This window comes from Paracoccus sp. NIOT.M2S5SZ12 (assembly GCF_057748165.1).
In genome coordinates this window covers 146,986-163,267 of sequence record NZ_JBYLFR010000002.1, presented here as the reverse complement: position 1 = coordinate 163,267, position 16,282 = coordinate 146,986, and the positions used below count along the sequence as shown (strand labels likewise).

General features: G+C 68.5%; 20 protein-coding genes. 11 read left to right on the top strand and 9 right to left on the bottom strand.

Features of this window, described 5'->3' with window-relative positions; translation table 11 throughout:
• Nucleotides 1-65: 65 nt before the first annotated feature.
• Nucleotides 66-644: an NADPH-dependent FMN reductase gene (locus tag AC2SGK_RS02625; RefSeq protein WP_488322045.1), complete on the top strand. Its 579-nt coding sequence runs from the start codon at nt 66-68 to the stop codon at nt 642-644.
• Here AC2SGK_RS02625 and AC2SGK_RS02620 read toward each other — a convergent pair.
• Entirely contained in the window at nt 641-1,231 is a 591-nt protein-coding gene (locus tag AC2SGK_RS02620) for a hypothetical protein (RefSeq protein ID WP_488322044.1), read from the bottom strand. The two genes, AC2SGK_RS02625 and AC2SGK_RS02620, sit on opposite strands and share 4 nt — an antisense overlap.
• Entirely contained in the window at nt 1,231-2,202 is a 972-nt protein-coding gene (gene cobS, locus AC2SGK_RS02615) for a cobaltochelatase subunit CobS (RefSeq protein WP_488322043.1), read from the bottom strand. Before cobS ends, AC2SGK_RS02620 begins: the two co-directional genes overlap by 1 nt.
• Before the next feature lie 157 nt (nt 2,203-2,359).
• On the opposite strand from cobS, the gene AC2SGK_RS02610 reads away from it, so the two are divergent.
• The 10 genes from AC2SGK_RS02610 (at nt 2,360) to AC2SGK_RS02565 (ending at nt 11,201) form a co-directional block, all read left to right on the top strand.
• Nucleotides 2,360-2,914: a sigma-70 family RNA polymerase sigma factor gene (locus AC2SGK_RS02610; RefSeq protein ID WP_488322042.1), complete on the top strand. Its 555-nt coding sequence runs from the start codon at nt 2,360-2,362 to the stop codon at nt 2,912-2,914.
• Nucleotides 2,911-3,618: an anti-sigma factor gene (locus AC2SGK_RS02605; protein ID WP_488322041.1), complete on the top strand. Its 708-nt coding sequence runs from the start codon at nt 2,911-2,913 to the stop codon at nt 3,616-3,618. The genes AC2SGK_RS02610 and AC2SGK_RS02605 overlap by 4 nt, the downstream gene beginning before the upstream one ends.
• 104 nt (nt 3,619-3,722) lie before the next feature.
• Entirely contained in the window at nt 3,723-4,289 is a 567-nt protein-coding gene (locus tag AC2SGK_RS02600; protein WP_488322040.1) for a fasciclin domain-containing protein, read from the top strand.
• A 209-nt stretch (nt 4,290-4,498) separates the two neighbouring features.
• Entirely contained in the window at nt 4,499-5,500 is a 1,002-nt protein-coding gene (locus AC2SGK_RS02595) for a DUF808 domain-containing protein (protein WP_488322039.1), read from the top strand.
• A gap of 108 nt (nt 5,501-5,608) precedes the next feature.
• Nucleotides 5,609-6,922, top strand: a complete 1,314-nt coding sequence (ugpB, locus tag AC2SGK_RS02590) for a sn-glycerol-3-phosphate ABC transporter substrate-binding protein UgpB (RefSeq protein WP_488322038.1) — start codon at nt 5,609-5,611, stop codon at nt 6,920-6,922.
• 78 nt (nt 6,923-7,000) lie between these two features.
• Nucleotides 7,001-7,879, top strand: coding sequence for a sn-glycerol-3-phosphate ABC transporter permease UgpA (ugpA, locus tag AC2SGK_RS02585; protein WP_488322037.1), 879 nt, complete (start codon nt 7,001-7,003; stop codon nt 7,877-7,879).
• Nucleotides 7,879-8,727, top strand: coding sequence for a sn-glycerol-3-phosphate ABC transporter permease UgpE (gene ugpE / locus AC2SGK_RS02580; protein ID WP_488322036.1), 849 nt, complete (start codon nt 7,879-7,881; stop codon nt 8,725-8,727). The genes ugpA and ugpE overlap by 1 nt, the downstream gene beginning before the upstream one ends.
• Before the next feature lies 1 nt (nt 8,728).
• Nucleotides 8,729-9,736: a sn-glycerol-3-phosphate import ATP-binding protein UgpC gene (locus AC2SGK_RS02575; RefSeq protein WP_488322035.1), complete on the top strand. Its 1,008-nt coding sequence runs from the start codon at nt 8,729-8,731 to the stop codon at nt 9,734-9,736.
• Between the two features lie 87 nt (nt 9,737-9,823).
• Complete coding sequence (locus AC2SGK_RS02570) at nt 9,824-10,894, top strand: M4 family metallopeptidase (protein WP_488322034.1); 1,071 nt, start codon at nt 9,824-9,826, stop codon at nt 10,892-10,894.
• A gap of 28 nt (nt 10,895-10,922) precedes the next feature.
• Entirely contained in the window at nt 10,923-11,201 is a 279-nt protein-coding gene (locus tag AC2SGK_RS02565; RefSeq protein WP_488322033.1) for a protealysin inhibitor emfourin, read from the top strand.
• Here the strand turns inward: AC2SGK_RS02565 and AC2SGK_RS02560 are convergent.
• From AC2SGK_RS02560 to AC2SGK_RS02530, 7 genes are all read right to left on the bottom strand, one after another.
• Nucleotides 11,198-12,160: a magnesium transporter CorA family protein gene (locus AC2SGK_RS02560; protein WP_488322032.1), complete on the bottom strand. Its 963-nt coding sequence runs from the start codon at nt 12,158-12,160 to the stop codon at nt 11,198-11,200. The genes AC2SGK_RS02565 and AC2SGK_RS02560 overlap by 4 nt on opposite strands.
• Before the next feature lie 130 nt (nt 12,161-12,290).
• A complete protein-coding gene (locus AC2SGK_RS02555) occupies nt 12,291-12,488 on the bottom strand; it encodes a CsbD family protein (protein WP_411837211.1) in 198 nt (65 codons plus the stop codon).
• A 60-nt stretch (nt 12,489-12,548) separates the two neighbouring features.
• Complete coding sequence (locus AC2SGK_RS02550) at nt 12,549-13,496, bottom strand: 2-hydroxyacid dehydrogenase (protein WP_488322031.1); 948 nt, start codon at nt 13,494-13,496, stop codon at nt 12,549-12,551.
• Entirely contained in the window at nt 13,493-13,822 is a 330-nt protein-coding gene (locus AC2SGK_RS02545) for a tRNA-binding protein (RefSeq protein ID WP_488322030.1), read from the bottom strand. Before AC2SGK_RS02545 ends, AC2SGK_RS02550 begins: the two co-directional genes overlap by 4 nt.
• Nucleotides 13,819-14,628 (bottom strand): pyrroline-5-carboxylate reductase, encoded by an 810-nt coding sequence (proC, locus tag AC2SGK_RS02540; RefSeq protein WP_488322029.1) that lies wholly within the window; start codon nt 14,626-14,628, stop codon nt 13,819-13,821. Before proC ends, AC2SGK_RS02545 begins: the two co-directional genes overlap by 4 nt.
• Nucleotides 14,629-14,653: 25 nt before the next feature.
• Nucleotides 14,654-15,154, bottom strand: coding sequence for a type III secretion system chaperone family protein (locus tag AC2SGK_RS02535; protein ID WP_488322028.1), 501 nt, complete (start codon nt 15,152-15,154; stop codon nt 14,654-14,656).
• 139 nt (nt 15,155-15,293) lie between these two features.
• Entirely contained in the window at nt 15,294-16,238 is a 945-nt protein-coding gene (locus AC2SGK_RS02530) for an alginate O-acetyltransferase AlgX-related protein (protein WP_488322027.1), read from the bottom strand.
• Nucleotides 16,239-16,282 lie beyond the last annotated feature (44 nt).

Sequence of the window (16,282 nt, the reverse complement as noted above, 5' to 3'; positions counted from 1 at the left end):
GATCGCTGAACCCGGGGCGGGTTTTGGGTGTTGGCTCCACTCATATGTCCTGCAGGAGCCCCGCCATGTCTAAACCCCGTATCGCCGTCATCATCAGCTCGACCCGCGAAGCCCGCTTCGCCGACAAGCCCGCCGCCTGGCTCATGGAGAAGGTCAAGGACCACGACGCGCTGGAGTTCGAGCTGGTCGACCTGCGCGAGCAGGACCTGCCCTTTTTCGACGAGGCCGCGTCGAACCTCTGGGCGCCCTCCAAGGACCCGCGCGCCGTCGCCTGGCAGCAGAAGCTGGCCGGATTCGACGGCTTCATGTTCGTGGTCGCGGAATACAACCGTTCGGTCACCGGGGCGCTGAAGAACGCGCTGGACCAAGCCTACAAGGAGTGGAACCGCAAGCCGATGACCGCACTGGCCTATGGCAGCCTGGGTGGCGCGCGCGCGATGGAGCAGCTGCGCCTGATCGCGATCGAGCTGCAGATGGTCCCCTGCCGCAACGCGGTCCATATCGGCGGCGGCGACTTCTTTAAGGTCTCGCCCTTGGGCGAGGACGCGCCCATCAGCACCATCGAGCAGAACCTGAAAGGCGCGCTGGACGCCACGCTGGAGGAGCTGGCCTTCTACGCCAAGCTGCTCAAGGACGCGCGCTAATCGCGGCAGACATCCGGGGTCCGGTCTTCGGGTCCCGCCCACTTGCTCAGCGCGATGCGCGAGGGGGCGCCGATCTCCTCGCGCCGGGTGCCGTCGCCCCGTTCGACGATGATCCGCCCCGACAGCAGGTTCCAGTCGCAGCGCAGGCTGCTGCCGTCGATGCGGTCATAGTTTTCCTGCGTGACGCCCGCCACGACCAGCGCGCCGCCACGCTCGGCCACGGTCAGGCACCGCGACCAAGCGTCGCTGCCGATGGCACTGTTGCCCGACACTATCTGCAACCCGCCCGCCGGGCTGACCTCCAGCACGGCGACCTGCCTGGCCATCGGTCCGGTCCAAGCGATTCCCCGCGCGACCAGCAGCGGCTTGCCCGCCCGGTCGTCGGGGGCGCCCGCCACGATCACCAGATCGGCCATGTCGGGGTCGGCCCCCGCCATCAGGATGGCGCGCTCCTCTCCCATGGTGACGGCCACCATGTCCAGCACCTGTACCGACAGGATGCGTGGCAGGACGGCGGCCTCATCAGGGGTCAGTTCGGCTGCGGCCGGCGCGGCTGTCATGAGCAGCAGCGCCAGCGCGGCCCGCATCAGCCGGCCTTAGCCGCCGCGCTTTCGGGCAGCTCCTCGTCGAACAGGCGCTGATAGAACTCGGCCACGGTCTGGCGCTCCAGCTCGTCGCACTTGTTCAGGAAGGTCAGGCGGAAGGCATAGCCCACATTGTCGAAGATCCGCGCGTTCTGCGCCCATGCGATGACCGTGCGCGGGCTCATGACCGTGGACAGGTCGCCCTGCATGAAGGCGGTGCGGGTCAGGTCGGCCAGCGTCACCATCTGCCCGATGGTCTTGCGGCCCTTCTCGGTGTTGTAATGGGGCACCTTGGCCAGCACGATTGCGGCCTCGGCATCGTGGCGCAGATAGTTCAGCGTGGCAACCAGCGACCAGCGGTCCATCTGGCCCTGGTTGATCTGCTGCGTGCCGTGATAAAGGCCGGTCGTGTCGCCCAGACCCACCGTGTTCGCGGTGGCGAAGAGGCGGAAATACGGGTTCGGCGTGATGACCTCGTTCTGGTCCAGCAGCGTCAGCTTGCCATCGGCCTCCAGCACGCGCTGGATCACGAACATCACGTCGGCGCGGCCCGCATCGTATTCGTCGAAGACGATCGCGGTCGGGTTCCTCAGCGCCCAGGGCAGGATGCCCTCGTGGAACACGGTGACCTGCTTGCCATCGACCAGCTTGATCGCGTCCTTGCCGATCAGGTCGATCCGGCTGACATGGCTGTCCAGGTTGACGCGCACGCAGGGCCAGTTGAGGCGGGCGGCCACTTGTTCGATATGCGTCGATTTGCCGGTGCCGTGATAGCCCTGGATCATGACGCGGCGGTTGTAGGCAAAGCCCGCCAGGATCGCCATCGTCGTGTCGGGGTCGAACTTGTAGGTGCTGTCGATCTCGGGGACGCGCTCGGTCCGTTCGGCAAAGCCGCGCACCTTCATGTCGCTGTCCAGACCGAACACCTCGCGCAGGTCGATCTCTTCGGTGGGTTTCGCGTTCATGTCCAGCATCGGCCCTAGCCCTTTCCATCACATCGGCGCATTGATCGCCCATTCGGCCAGCCGGTGCAAGGCGCGGCAGGTCCTTGCCGGGACCGGGCGGCGCGCGTTGACGCGCCGGGGACGCGTTCATAAGGTTGCCCCGACCTGTGATAAGGAAATCCCGGCCTTGAATGACGCCCGCCGTTCCGAACTGGAAACGCTGATCGCGCGCATCGCTCTGGGCGACCGCGAGGCGTTCGACGCCCTCTATGACGCGACCTCGGCCAAGCTGCATGCGGTCTGCCTGCAGGTCCTCAAGGACCGTCCCGAGGCCGAGGAGACCCTGCAGGAGGTCTATATCCGCGTGTGGCAAAGCGCCGCGCGCTATGCCAGCAACGGGCTGTCGCCGATGACCTGGCTGATCACCATCGCGCGCAACCGTGCCATCGACCGGCTGCGGGCGCGCGGATCGCGCCCCGCCACCGCCCCCGAGGACGCGGCCGCCATGATCGCCTGCACCGCGCCCGGCCCCGAATCGGCCACCATCATGGCCGAGGAGCGGCGGATGCTGGACGAATGCCTGTCCCGCCTGGCCGATGCCCAGGCCGGGGCGGTGCGCGCCGTCTATCTGGAGGGCGTCACCTATGCCGACCTGGCCGCCCGCGAGGGCATGCCCATCAACACCGTGCGCAGCTGGCTCAGACGCAGCCTGCTGCGGCTGAAGGACTGCGTGAGCCAATGACCCAGGACGCCCCCCTGACCCCCGAGCAGATCGACCAGGCCCTGGCGGCCGAACTGGCGCTCGGCCTTCTGGACGGCGACGAGGCGCGCGCGGCCCAGGCCCGCGCCGCCGACGACCCGGTCTTTGCCTGCGCGGTCCGCGACTGGCAGGAACGCCTGGCGGGCATGGCCGAGGCGCTGACCCCGGTAATGGCGCCCGCCCGCGCCCGCCAGGGCATCCGCGAGCGGCTTGGCCATTCGCAGCCTCCCCTGGCGACCGACCCGACCGCCCGCTCGCCCTGGTGGCGCGGCCCCTTCGGCATGCCGACCGGGCTGCTGGCGGTGGCGGCCACCGCGGCGGTGCTGTGGCTGCCGGGCCTTCAGGACGCGCCCGCGACGCCCGACTTTCAGGCCCGCATCATGTCGCAGGACCAGAGCATGGCCGTCATGGCCCGACTGGACGGCCGCGACATGGAGGTGGCGCTGGAAAGCGGGTCCCCGGCCCAAGGCCGTGACTGGGAGATCTGGTGGGTCGCGGCCGACGGATCGGCGCCGGTATCAATCGGGCTGGTGCCGCGCGACGGCGTGCTGCGCATGACCCTGCCCGAGGGGCTGGAGCCGTCCGCCGACATCCGCATCGCGCTGTCGGACGAACCCCAGGGCGGATCGCCCACCGGCCAGGCCACCGGGCCGGTCATGGCCATGGCCCCGCTCACGGCGTTGTGATCGCAAGTTGACCGGGGGGCGGCGCAACTATCCGCCGCCCCCCGCGTGTTTTGAGGCACAGGGCGCAGCATGGCCGCGCCCGAACCCAAAACCGGAGGACGTCCATGACCACCCGCTTTGCCAAAATCGGCGCTTCGATCATCGCTGTCACCATCGCCCTGGGCACGCCCGCCCTTGCCCAGAACACCATGGTCGGCGGGGCTGAGATGCTGCCCAGCCGCAACATCATCGAGAACGCCGTGAACTCGGCCGACCATACCACGCTGGTCGCCGCCGTGCAGGCCGCGGGCCTGGCCGAGACGCTGTCGGGCCCCGGCCCCTTCACCGTCTTCGCCCCTACCAACGCCGCGTTCGAGAAGCTGCCCGAGGGCACCGTCGAGACCCTGCTGGAGCCCGCCAACCTGCAGACGCTGCAGACCGTGCTGACCTGCCACGTCGTCCCGACCGAGGCGATGTCCAGCGCCGTGGGCCGCATGATCCAGCAGGGCGGCGGCTCGGCCCAGCTGGAGACCGTGGGCGGCTGCACGCTGACCGCCTCGATCCGCGCCAGCGACAACGCGCTGCAGATCGCGGACGAGAACGGCACTGTTGCCACTGTGCTGATCCCCGATGTCGATCAGTCGAATGGCGTGATCCACGTCATCGACACCGTGTTGCAGCCCGCGTCCTGATCCGACGAGACACGCAGCCGGTTGGGTGGACCCCGACTGTCCCCCGGTGACGCCCGACCGCAGGCCCGCGCAGCCCCCGCTGCGCGGGCCTTTCCCGTCTGCGGCGGCGTTTCGCGCGGTCGCGTGAAACCCCTTGCCCCGCGCCGCGTTGCGCGTTCCAGATGGGCTGCGGCAGGTCGTCGCGGCATGAAATATCAAGGGGACCTCGCATGAGCGGTCTGATCGCGCTGCTGGACGACGTGGCGGCAATTTCCAAGGTGGCTGCGGCCTCGATCGATGACGTGGCGGGCCAGGCGGCCAAGGCGGGGGCCAAGGCCGCGGGCGCGGTGATCGACGATGCCGCCGTCACGCCGAAATACATGAAGGGCTTCAACGCCGACCGCGAGCTGCCCATCGTCTGGAAGATCGCGCGCGGGTCGATCTTCAACAAGCTGGTCATCCTGCTGCCGGTGGCGCTGGCGCTGTCGGCGCTGGCGCCTTGGGCCATCCCGCCGTTGCTGATGCTGGGCGGGGCCTATCTGTGCTATGAGGGCGCGCACAAGGTCGCGCATCTGTTCCACAAGACCGACACCCATGACAGCGAGAAGCACATCCACCCCGAGGGCGACGGCGCCGCCCTCGAGGTGGAGCGGGTGCGCGGCGCGATCAAGACCGACTTCATCCTGTCGGCCGAGATCATGACCATCGCCCTGTCTACCATTCCCGTCGAGGACAGCCTGCTGATGAAGGGCGTCATCCTGGCGCTGGTCGCGGTGGCGATCACGGTGGCCGTCTACGGCTTCGTGGCGCTGGTGGTGAAGGCCGACGACATCGGCCTGCACCTGGCCCGGCGCGGCAGCGGCCCGCTGGCGGCCTTCGGGCGCGGCATCGTGCGGGTGATGCCGGGCTTCATGACCACGCTGACGGTGGTGGGCACCGCCGCGATGATCTGGGTCGGCGGGCAGATCATCGTCCACGGCCTGCACGAACTGGGCTGGCACGCGCCCTACGAGACGATCCACCATTGGGCCGATGCCGCCGCCGCCGCCCTGCCCGCCGCGCCGGGTGTCGCGGCCTGGGTCGTCACGGCCTTCTGCGATGGCGTCATCGGGCTGATCCTGGGCCTGGCGCTGATCCCCGTGGCCACGCGGATCATCTCTCCGCTGATCACGGCGGTGATGTCCGGTTTCGCGCAGGATCGGAAAAAACCGCAAGCGGACGAAACCCGTTGACCCAGACCCCGCGACGTCACAAGACTGTCGCATTGGTGTTGTAGTCCCGTCGCAAAGAGCCGTTAGGCGGGGCGGGACCGCAGCCCCACAAGGGAGGGAAAACAGACCATGATCCGATACAGCACCGCATCCGCGGTGGCGCTGATGGCGTCGCTGACCGCCGCACAGGCGGAAACGAACATCGAATGGTGGCACGCCATGGGCGGCGAGCTGGGCGCGAAACTGGAAGAAATCGCGCAGGGCTTCAACGACAGCCAGGACGAATACACCGTCACCCCCGCCTACAAGGGCACCTACCCCGAGACGATGACCGCCGCGATCGCCGCGTTCCGCGCGAACCAGCAGCCGGCCATCGTGCAGGTCTTCGAGGTCGGCACCGGCACCATGATGGCCGCCCAGGGCGCCATCGTCCCGGTCCACCAGCTGATGGCCGATCACGGCCAGGACTTCGACCCGTCGGCCTTCCTGCCCTCGGTCGTGGGCTATTACACCGACACCGACGGCAACATGCTGTCGATGCCGTTCAACAGCTCGACCCCGATCCTGTACTACAACAAGACCGTCTTCGAGAAGGCCGGCCTGGACCCGAACACCCCGCCCAAGACCTGGGCCGAGCTGGAGCAGTTCAGCAAGCAGATCATGGAGTCGGGCGCGGCGACCTGCGGCTTCACCACCCAGTGGATCAGCTGGGCCCAGACCGAGAACCTGTCGGCTTGGCACAACCAGCCCATCGGCACGTTGGAGAACGGCTTCGGCGGTCTGGACGCGCGCCTGTCGCTGAACGGCCCCGTGCAGGTCAAGCACTGGGAGAACCTCAAGCGCTGGTCCGACGAGGGCGTGTTCAAGTATGGCGGCCCGGTGGGCGCCGACAACGCGGCCCCGATGCTGTACTCGCAGGAATGCGCGATGATGATGGGCAGCTCGGCCAGCCGCGCGGGCGTCGTCGCCAACGCGACCGAGTTCGAGGTCGGCTACGGCATGCTGCCCTATTACGACGATGTCGAGGGCGCGCCGCAGAACTCGATCATCGGGGGCGCCTCGCTCTGGGTGCTGTCGGGCAAGACGGATGAGGAATACGCGGCCACCGCCGCCTTCTTCGAATACCTGACACAGCCCGAGGTGCAGGCCGATTGGGCCTCCTTCACCGGCTACCTGCCGATCACGCAGGCCGCCTATGACGCGCTGGAGGGCTACTACGCCGAGAATCCCGGCGCCGACACCGGCATCCGCCAGATCACCCTGAACGAGCCGACCGAAAACTCCAAGGGTCTGCGCTTCGGCAATTATGTCCAGATCCGCGGCGTCATCGACGAGGAGTTCGAGCAGCTCCTGGCCGGCGACAAGGACGCGCAGGGCGCGCTGGACGCGGTCGTCAGCCGCGGCGACGCGCTGCTGGAAGAGTTCCAGGCCCAGAACCAGTAAGGCTTCGCCCGACCACGGCCGGGGCCGCGCATCACGCGCGGCCCCGGTCTTTTCCCGTTCCACGTCCAGGGTCCCGCGATGAAGCGCACCATCTTCCGAAACCAGCTGCTGCCATGGCTGCTGCTGGCGCCACAGCTGATCATCACCTTCGTGTTCTTCCTGTGGCCCGCCGCCCAGGCCATCCGCCAGAGCTTCCTGCGCGAGGATGCCTTCGGCACCCGCACGACCTTCGTGGGCCTGGACAACTTCGCCCGCCTCTGGGGCAGCCCGGAATACCTCAACAGCCTGCAGGTGACGGCGGTCTTCGCGATCTCGGTCACGGTGCTGTCGATGGGGCTATCGCTGCTGCTGGCCATCGCGGTGGACCGGATGATCCGCTCGGCGCGGGTCTACACGACGCTGCTGGTCTGGCCCTATGCGGTGGCGCCTGCGGTGGCGGGCATCCTGTGGTGGTTCATCTTCAACCCCACCATCGGCATCATGCCCTATCTGCTGGACGGCCTGGGCTATGACTGGAACCACATCCAGGACAAGGGCGACGCCATGACCCTGGTCGTCATCGCCAGCGCGTGGAAGCAGATCAGCTACAACTTCCTGTTCTTCCTGGCGGGGCTTCAGGCGATCCCGGCCAGCCTGCGCGAGGCGGCGGCCATCGACGGGGCGGGCCCGGTGCGGCGCTTCTTCGACATCACCTTTCCGCTGCTGTCGCCGACGACGTTCTTCCTGCTGGTGGTGAACATCGTCTATGCGATGTTCGACACCTTCGGCGTCATCGACGCCACGACCGAGGGCGGCCCGGCACAGGCCACCAACATCATGGTCTACAAGGTCTATTTCGACGGCTTCGTCGGGCAGAACCTGGGCTCGTCGGCGGCGCAGTCGGTCGTGCTGATGATGCTGGTGCTGGTCCTGACGGTGATCCAGTTCCGCTATGTGGAAAAGAAGGTGGCCTACTGATGATCGAGAACCGTCCCTTCCTGAACCTCGCCGCCCACCTGACGCTGATCCTGGGGGTCTGCGTCGTGGCGCTGCCGGTCTGGGTGGCCTTCGTGGCCTCGACCCACAGCGCGACCGCCTTCATGTCGGGCACCATCCCGATGTGGCCGGGCGACCAGATGATCCAGAACTATGGCCAGATGCTGGGCGCGGGCGTCTCGACCAGCGGCACGCCGCCGGTCGGCACGATGATGCTGAACAGCCTGGTCATGGCCTTCGCCATCGCCATCGGCAAGATCGCCATCTCGGTCCTGTCGGCCTTCGCGGTGGTCTATTTCCGCTTTCCGCTGCGCGGCCTGGCCTTCTGGTGCATCTTCGTGACGCTGATGCTGCCGGTCGAGGTGCGGATTGTGCCGACCTTCCAGGTAGTGGCGGATCTGGGCATGCTGAACAGCTATGCGGGCCTCTCGATCCCGCTGATCGCCAGCGCCACGGCCACCTTCCTGTTCCGCCAGGTCTTCCTGACCATCCCGGACGAACTGACCGAGGCCGCCCGCATCGACGGTGCCGGCCCCATGAAGTTCTTCCGCGACATCCTGCTGCCCCTGTCGCGCACCAACATCGCGGCGCTGTTCGTGATCCTCTTCATCTATGGCTGGAACCAGTATCTCTGGCCGCTGCTGATCACCACCAGCAGTGACTATTACACCATCGTTGCGGGCATCAAGCGCATGGCCGACGCCGTGGACGGCGTCCCGCAATGGCACCTCGTGATGGCGACGGCGATGATGGCCATGATCCCCCCCGTGGTGGTGGTCATCGGCATGCAGCGCCTGTTCGTCAAAGGTCTCGTCGAGACGGAGAAATAAGATGGCATCCATCACCCTGAAGAACCTCGGCAAGGTCTATGCCGGAGGCGCGCGCGCCGTGGGCGGCGTCAACATCGACATCGCCGATGGCGAGTTCCTGGTCCTGGTCGGCCCGTCGGGCTGCGGAAAGTCCACCCTGCTGCGCATGGTTGCGGGGCTGGAGAGCATCAGCGAGGGCGAGGTCCGCATCGGCGACCGCGTCGTCAACGAGGTCGAGCCTGCCGATCGCGACATCGCCATGGTGTTCCAGAACTACGCCCTCTATCCGCACATGTCGGTCCGCCAGAACCTGGCCTACGGCCTGAAGAACCGCGGCACCCCCAAGGACGAGATCGAGCGTCGGGTCAAGATCGCCTCGGACATCCTGCAGATCGGCCCGTTCCTGGACCGCAAGCCGCGCGCCCTTTCGGGCGGCCAGCGTCAGCGCGTCGCCATGGGCCGCGCCATCGTGCGCGAACCGGCCGCGTTCCTCTTCGACGAGCCGCTGTCGAACCTGGACGCGAAACTGCGCGTCGCCATGCGTCTGGAGATCAAGGAGTTACAGAAACGCCTGCGAACCACCTCGATCTATGTGACCCATGACCAGCTGGAGGCGATGACCCTGGCCGACCGTCTGGTGGTGCTGAACGGCGGGCAGATCGAACAGATCGGCACGCCGCTGGAGGTCTATCGCCGCCCGGCCTCGGCCTTCGTGGCGGGCTTCATCGGCAGCCCCGCCATGAACCTGGTCGAGGCCAGCGCCGTGCCGCACCTGCCCGGCACCGGCCACGCGGGCCATGTGGGCATCCGCCCCGAGGACCTGACCGTCAGCGCCGACGGCCCCATCGACATGCAGGTCACCGCGGTCGAGGAGCTGGGCGCGCAGCGCCTGGTCCATGGCCGCACGGGCGATGCGCGCATCACCATCACTCTGCCCTCGGACGCGGCGCTGTCGGACCGGATGCGCCTGTCCTACCGCCCCGGCGCGCTGCACCTCTTTGCCAAGGACAGCGGCAAGCGGATGGACTGACGTGAATGAAACGTGAACGCCCGCCTCTTGCGGGGCGGGCGTTCCGTGCTACCCTAGGGCGACCCCAATGCGGAAAGGTCGCCTGCAATGTGCCTGTCCTTCGGCTGCTCCCACCACAATCCCATCGCCTGCATCGTGCCGCCCTACATGCTGCGCGTGCTGGCGCTGCGCGGCGATCCGGCCACCGCCGACATGGCGCGGACCCTGCTGCGCCATGACGAACAGCTGCGCGAGGAGCGCGCGGCCTGGGCCAGCCCGCCGCCCGCCCCGCAGGGCATCGCGCCCGATCTCGACCTGTGCTGCCCCGACCGGCGCATCCATGACGGCGAATTCCGCGCCGCCCTGCCCGGCCGCCTGGTGCGGGGCGAGGGCTACGCGCCCTCGGGCATTCCCGATGCCGACATGGCCTATGACAGCGCCGGACAGGTCTATGCGATGTTCGCCGAGGAATATGGCCGCAATTCGCTGGACGGGCGCGGCATGCCGCTGGTCGCCACCGTCCAGCACCGCCGCAACTACAACAACGCCTTCTGGGACGGGCAGCAGATGGCCTATGGCACGGGCGACGGAAAGATTTTCCGGACGTTCCTGCAACTGTCGGTCATCGCGCATGAGATGACGCATGGCGTCATCCAGCATTCCGGCGGGCTGATCTATGAGAACCAGTCCGGCGCACTGAACGAGCATGTGGCCGATGTCTTCGGCGCGCTGGCCGAACAGCGCGTGCTGGGCCAGACGGCGCATCAGGCCGACTGGCTGATCGGGCGCGGCATCCTGGGGCCAGGCATCAACGGCGTGGCGCTGCGCAGCATGAAGGCGCCGGGCACGGCCTATGCCGACGACCTGCTGGGCACTGATCCGCAGCCCTGGCATATGGATCAGTTCAACACCACGACCGACGACAATGGCGGCGTGCACATCAATTCGGGCATTCCGAACCACGCCTTCTACCTGTTCTGCAGCTATCTGGGCGGCAATGCGTGGGAGCTGCCGGGCCGCATCTGGTACCGGACGCTGCAGGACCTGAACAACCCCATGGCCGGCTTCTCCGATTTCGCCGACCAGACCCTGCGCAGCGCGGCGGCCCTGGCGGGCGCGGGCAGCCAGCAGGCGCTGCTGCTGCGGCGCGCGTGGAAACTTGTGGGAATCGCGGTCTGATCCTATGATCGGCGGACCGGAGGACCGCATGATCATCGAGATCCGCAGCCATGGCGGCTTCGGCGGCATCACCGCCGCCACGTCGCGCCGCATCGACACGGCCGCGCAGCCCGGCGACCGGGCCGATGCGCTGTGCACCGCCTTCGACCCGGATGCGCTGGCGCGCATGGCCGCCACCCCCTGCCCCGGCTGTCCCGACCGGATGCGCTATGCGATCACCGTCACCGACGCCACCGGCCCGCACAGCGTCACCCTGTCCGAAGGACAGATGCCGCCCGAGATGCTGGACATGCTGGACGACCTCTAGATCCAGTTCTTCCAACGCAGGAACAGCCAGGTGCCGACCGTGGTCACCCCCATCAGGGCCAGCGCGAAGCCGTAGCCCCAAGGCTCGTCCAGTTCGGGCATGTTGGTGAAGTTCATCCCGTAGATGCTGGCGATCAGCGTCGGCGGCAGGAACAGCGCCGCCACCACGGACAGGATGCGCACGGTGTTGTTCTGCTGCAGGTTGATCAGGCCAAGTGTGGTGTCCACCGCCAGACTGACCCGGCCGCCCAGGAAATCGGCGTGCACCTCCAGCGCTTGGATGTCGCGCATCTGGGCGCGGGTCGCGGCGCGCAACCGGCGGTCGTCGGGGCGGTCCTCCAGCGTCGCGGTGTGGAAGGCCAGCAGCCGCTCGACCGTCAGCAGCGCCAGACGCACGCGGGCCATGGTCTCGGCTTCGCGCCCCACATCCTGCAGCGCGGCCTGCAACCGCTCGGAGCCTGCGGCCACGGCGCGCCGCTCGAAGACCGAGGCCGTGGTCTGGTCCAGCATGCGCCCCGCCCCCTCCAGGATGTCGGCCAGCCGGGCGATGATCTCCTCGATCAGGCCCAGGAACAGCCGCCCTGGCGTGCCGCAGCCAAGGGACGACCGCTCGGCGCGTTCCGGGAAGGTCAGAAAGGGGCGCGGCGAATGGTGGCGCACCGTCACCAGCCGATCCGCCGACAGGATGAACGTAACCGGCATCGAGGTTCGGTCGCCGCCCGCGCGCTCTCCGGGCAACATGGCGGTCATGTAGTCCAGCCCGTCCTCGCGATAGAGGCGGTTGGACAGCTCGATCTCCTCCATCTCCGACAGGCTGGGGACGGGAACGCCCAAGGCGCGCAGCCGCGCGATCTCGGCATCGGAGGGCTGGATCAGGTCGATCCAGACCGCATCGGCCAGATCGCGGTCGGCCCCGAGGCGGGTCAGGCGGTTGTCCTGGACGGTATAGGCATAGTGCATGGGACGCCTCCGGCGATGTCGCCCCTTGGTGCCCCAGCCAGGGCGGACGATCAAGCCGATGCGGCAGGTCCCGCCCATGCGAAAGGGGCGCCCCGGTCGGAGCGCCCCTTCCCGCCTCGCGGCGATCGGATCACTTGTCGCGATAGTAGTCGTCGATCTCGCGATCCGCCTGATCCTTGGTCCAGCCGTACTTCTCCTGAAGCTTGCCGGCCAGCTTGTCCTTGTTGCCGTCGATCTGGTCCAGCTCGTCGTCCGTCAGCTCGCCCCACTTGACCTTGGTGGCGCCCTTCAGCTGCTTCCACTTGCCTTGGATGATATCCCAGTTCATGTCCGTCTCCTTTGCAGACGTTCCTATGCGGGAACAATGTCCGGGGCGGCGCCGGGTTCCTCAGCCGACCGCGTCGGGCAGGCTGGCCCCGTCCATGAAGGCCTGAAGGTTCGCCAGCGCCCGCAGGCCCATCCGGGTGCGGGTGTCGTCGGTGGCGGTGCCCAGATGCGGCAGCAGCGTGGCGTTCGGCGCATCCATGAGCGCCTGCGGCACATGCGGCTCGCGCGCATAGACGTCCAGCCCGGCCCCGGCGATGCGGCCGTCCACCAGCGCGGCGATCAGCGCGTCCTCGTCCACCACGTCGCCACGGGCGATGTTGACCAGCACGCCCTGCGGCCCCAGGGCCTCCAGCTCGGCCGCACCGATCAGACCGCGCGTGGCCGCCCCTCCCGGGACGGCGATCACCGCCACGTCGCAGGCCGAGAGCATCGCGCGCAGATCGCCGATCTGGCGGGCCGGAAACTCCAGCCCCGCGACGGTCGAGCGGTTGAAGAACACCACCTCCATCCCGAAGCCCAGATGCGCGCGCCGGGCGATGGCCTGGCCGATCCGGCCCATGCCGACGATGCCCACGGTGCGGCCCGACATCTCGGCGCCCAGCAGCTGCGTGGGGTTCCAGCCGGTCCAGCCGCCCGCACGCAGCAGGCGCTCGCCCTCGGACGCGCGGCGCAGCACCATCAGCATCAGCGTCAGCGCGATGTCGGCGGTGGCATCCGTCACCACGTCGGGCGTGTTCGTGACCGCCACACCGGCGGCGCGGGCGGCGGCGATGTCGATATGGTTGAACCCCGCGCCGAAATTGGCCAGCAGCCGGCAGCGCAGATCGCCCCGGAAGGCCTCCGCCCCGAAGGCGTCGCCGAGCGTCGGGATGATCGCGTCATAGTCGCGCATCGCCTGCCCCGCCTGATCGACGGTCAGGGGCGTGTTGTCGCGGAAAGTCGCGTCGCAGGCCGCGCGAATGGCGGCGGTGGCGCGGTCGGTCATCGGGCGGGTGACAAGAACCTTCAATAGAGGCGGCCTCCGTTGGGGACGGGCAGGTCGGGGCGGATCAGCACGACCTCGTTGTCGGGGTCGGGCACGCCCAGGACCAGCACCTCGGACATGACGGGGCCGATCTGGCGCGGCGGAAAGTTCACGACGCAGAGGACCTGGCGGCCGACCAGCGTTTCGGGGTCGTAATGGCGGGTGATCTGGGCCGAGGACTTTCGCTCGCCCAGATCGCCCAGGTCCAGCCACAGCTTGATCGCGGGCTTGCGCGCCTCGGGGAAGGGTTCGGCGCGGGTAATGGTGCCCACGCGGATGTCGACCTTCAGGAAATCGTCGAAGCTGATCATGCGCGGCCCAGCTCCCGCCCGCGTTCGGTCGCGGCGGAGACGGTGCGGACGATCAGCGGCGTCAGGCCCGCGCCCTCGTCCATCAGCACCGCCAGCCCCGCCGCGGTCGTCCCGTTGGGCGAGGTCACGTTGCGGCGCAGCACAGCCGGGTCCTCGTCCGCATGGACGGCCAGCGCACCGGCGCCCGCCACGGTCGCGCGCGCCAGCTCCAGCGACAGCGCGGGCGACAGGCCCTGCGCGGCGCCTGCGGCGGCCATCGCCTCGATCAGGTGGAACACATAGGCCGGGCCGCTTCCCGACAGGCCGGTGACGGCGTCCATCTGGCCCTCATGCTCCAGCCGGACGACGCGGCCCACGGCGCGCATCAGCGCCTCGGCCAGGTCCAGATGCGCGGGCGTGGCGGCATCGTTGCCGATCATGGCCGAGATGCCCTGCCCAATGGCCGCGGGCGTGTTGGGCATCACCCGGATCACCGGGGCGCCGGGAAAGGCCGCCTCGAAGGTCGCGATGGTCGTGCCCGCCGCGACCGAGATCACCAGGCTGTCCGCCAGGTCCGGCATCGCGGCCAGCGCCTCGCCCATCATCTGCGGCTTGACCGCCAAGACCACCACCGCCGGATCGGCGGGCAGGTCGGCATTCACCCGCAGGCCCCGGTCCTGCCATTCGGGTGCCAGGTTCGGGTCCAGCACCGTGACCGCGCCGGGTTCCAGCCCCTGCGCCAGCCAGCCGGTCAGCATCGCGCCCCCCATGCGCCCGCAGCCCACCAGCACCAGTCCGCGCCGATTGATGTCGTCGAAATCCGCCATGATCCTGCCCCTCCCCTGCAGCCCCTCAGGCCCGTCCGTAGGTCGGCCCGAACGCGATGTCCAGCGCGGCGGCCGGGCCGCGCCCGCCCCGCGACACCAGCTGGAACGACGGATAGAACCGCTCGCAGGCGGTCAGGGCCGCGGCGATGATCCGGTCCACCTGATCGGGATGGGCCACCGCGTCGCCCGCCAGCACCAGCCCATAGCGCCAGACCATCTGGCCCTGATCGGCCCAGAAGGTGAAGCCCCCCTCCCAGACCCGGTCGTTGGCCAGGTTCACGACCTCCAGTACGGCGGGCAGGCGGTCGGCGGGCGGCGCGAAGTCGAAGCTGCAGATCAGCCGCAGCACCCGGTCCTCGGGCGACCAGGCCAGCGTCAGCGCATAGCCGCGCCACAGCCCCTGCAGCACCATCGCGATCTGGTCGCTGGCGGGGCGGTCGAAGTCCCAGTGGCGATGGGTGGCGATGGCCTGGACGATGTCGATGGGATGGGCGCCTTCGGTCAGCGCCTCGTCGGTGATCTGCATCGCTGCCCCTTCCTGACCCGGCCCGGGGCCCTCCATCTGTCGGGGGACGCACAACCTACGGCGTAGGTCCCCCTTGGTTCTTACCAGATATCGTGGCAGCTCGGGGCGGGACAGTAAAGGGTGAAACCGCCCCGACCGGTCAGGGCCGGGCCAGCCGCGCCCCATCCACCAGCTGTGTCCACAGCGCCGGGAAGGCGGCATCGGGGTTCGTCGCGCGGCCCAGCATCAGCGGATAGGCCAGAAAATGCGGCCGCTCGGCATCGGGGCGGGTGGTGGCGAAATAGCGTTCGGCCAGACCGGTCACGATGTCATGCGGGGCGATGGCCGCGACCATCTCCTCATGGAAGAACGGCGTGCGGCAGAAGACGATGCTGCGCCAGTAGCGCGCCAGTTCGGGCAGCAGCGACCTGAAGAACGAATCGCCGAAGATCAGCAGGGTCCGCTCGGTCAGCGCATTGGGGCTGTCCACCAGCTGGATGATGCCCATGTTGCCCGCCTGCACCCCGTTCGTGGCGGACCGGATACCCGGCAGGTGCGGCTGGCGGGCGCGCATCTCGGCGATGGGGGGCGTGCACTGGACGCCCAGATCGCCCACATGCGAGGCCGGTTCGGACAGTTCGGCCGTCAGTCTTTCCACCGTGGGCGTCGGATCGACGCCCAGCAGGATGCGCGCCACATCGGCCGCGACATGCATCCCGCCGATCGGGCTGTAATGCGTGTCGGTCATGCATTGCCGGTCGGGATGGCCAGCGATCAGCGGCAGCGGATAGTGGATGCCCATGGGCCGCACCGCCTCGGGCAGGGCGCGCTCCAGCACCGAGGCGACGCTTCCCGGCGGAAAGCCCTCGGCAAAGACGATCGGGTCGGGAAAGACCCATTGCCCATAACTGATGCCGCGCTCGGCGCACCAACCGCCGCGCGCGGCATGGTTGGCCAGAAAGACCGCCACCGCCGCCGGATCGGCCGCGGTTCCGTCGGCCGCGAACATCGTCTGGTTGTGATTCCCTCCGACCAGAACCAGCCGCCCGTCTGGCATGCGGCGGATGTCGGGCGGGATGATCTGTCCGGTCGCGTCGTCCGACATGGGGCCTCCTGTCACGATGGTTGAAGCCGTGCCACGGCACCCGG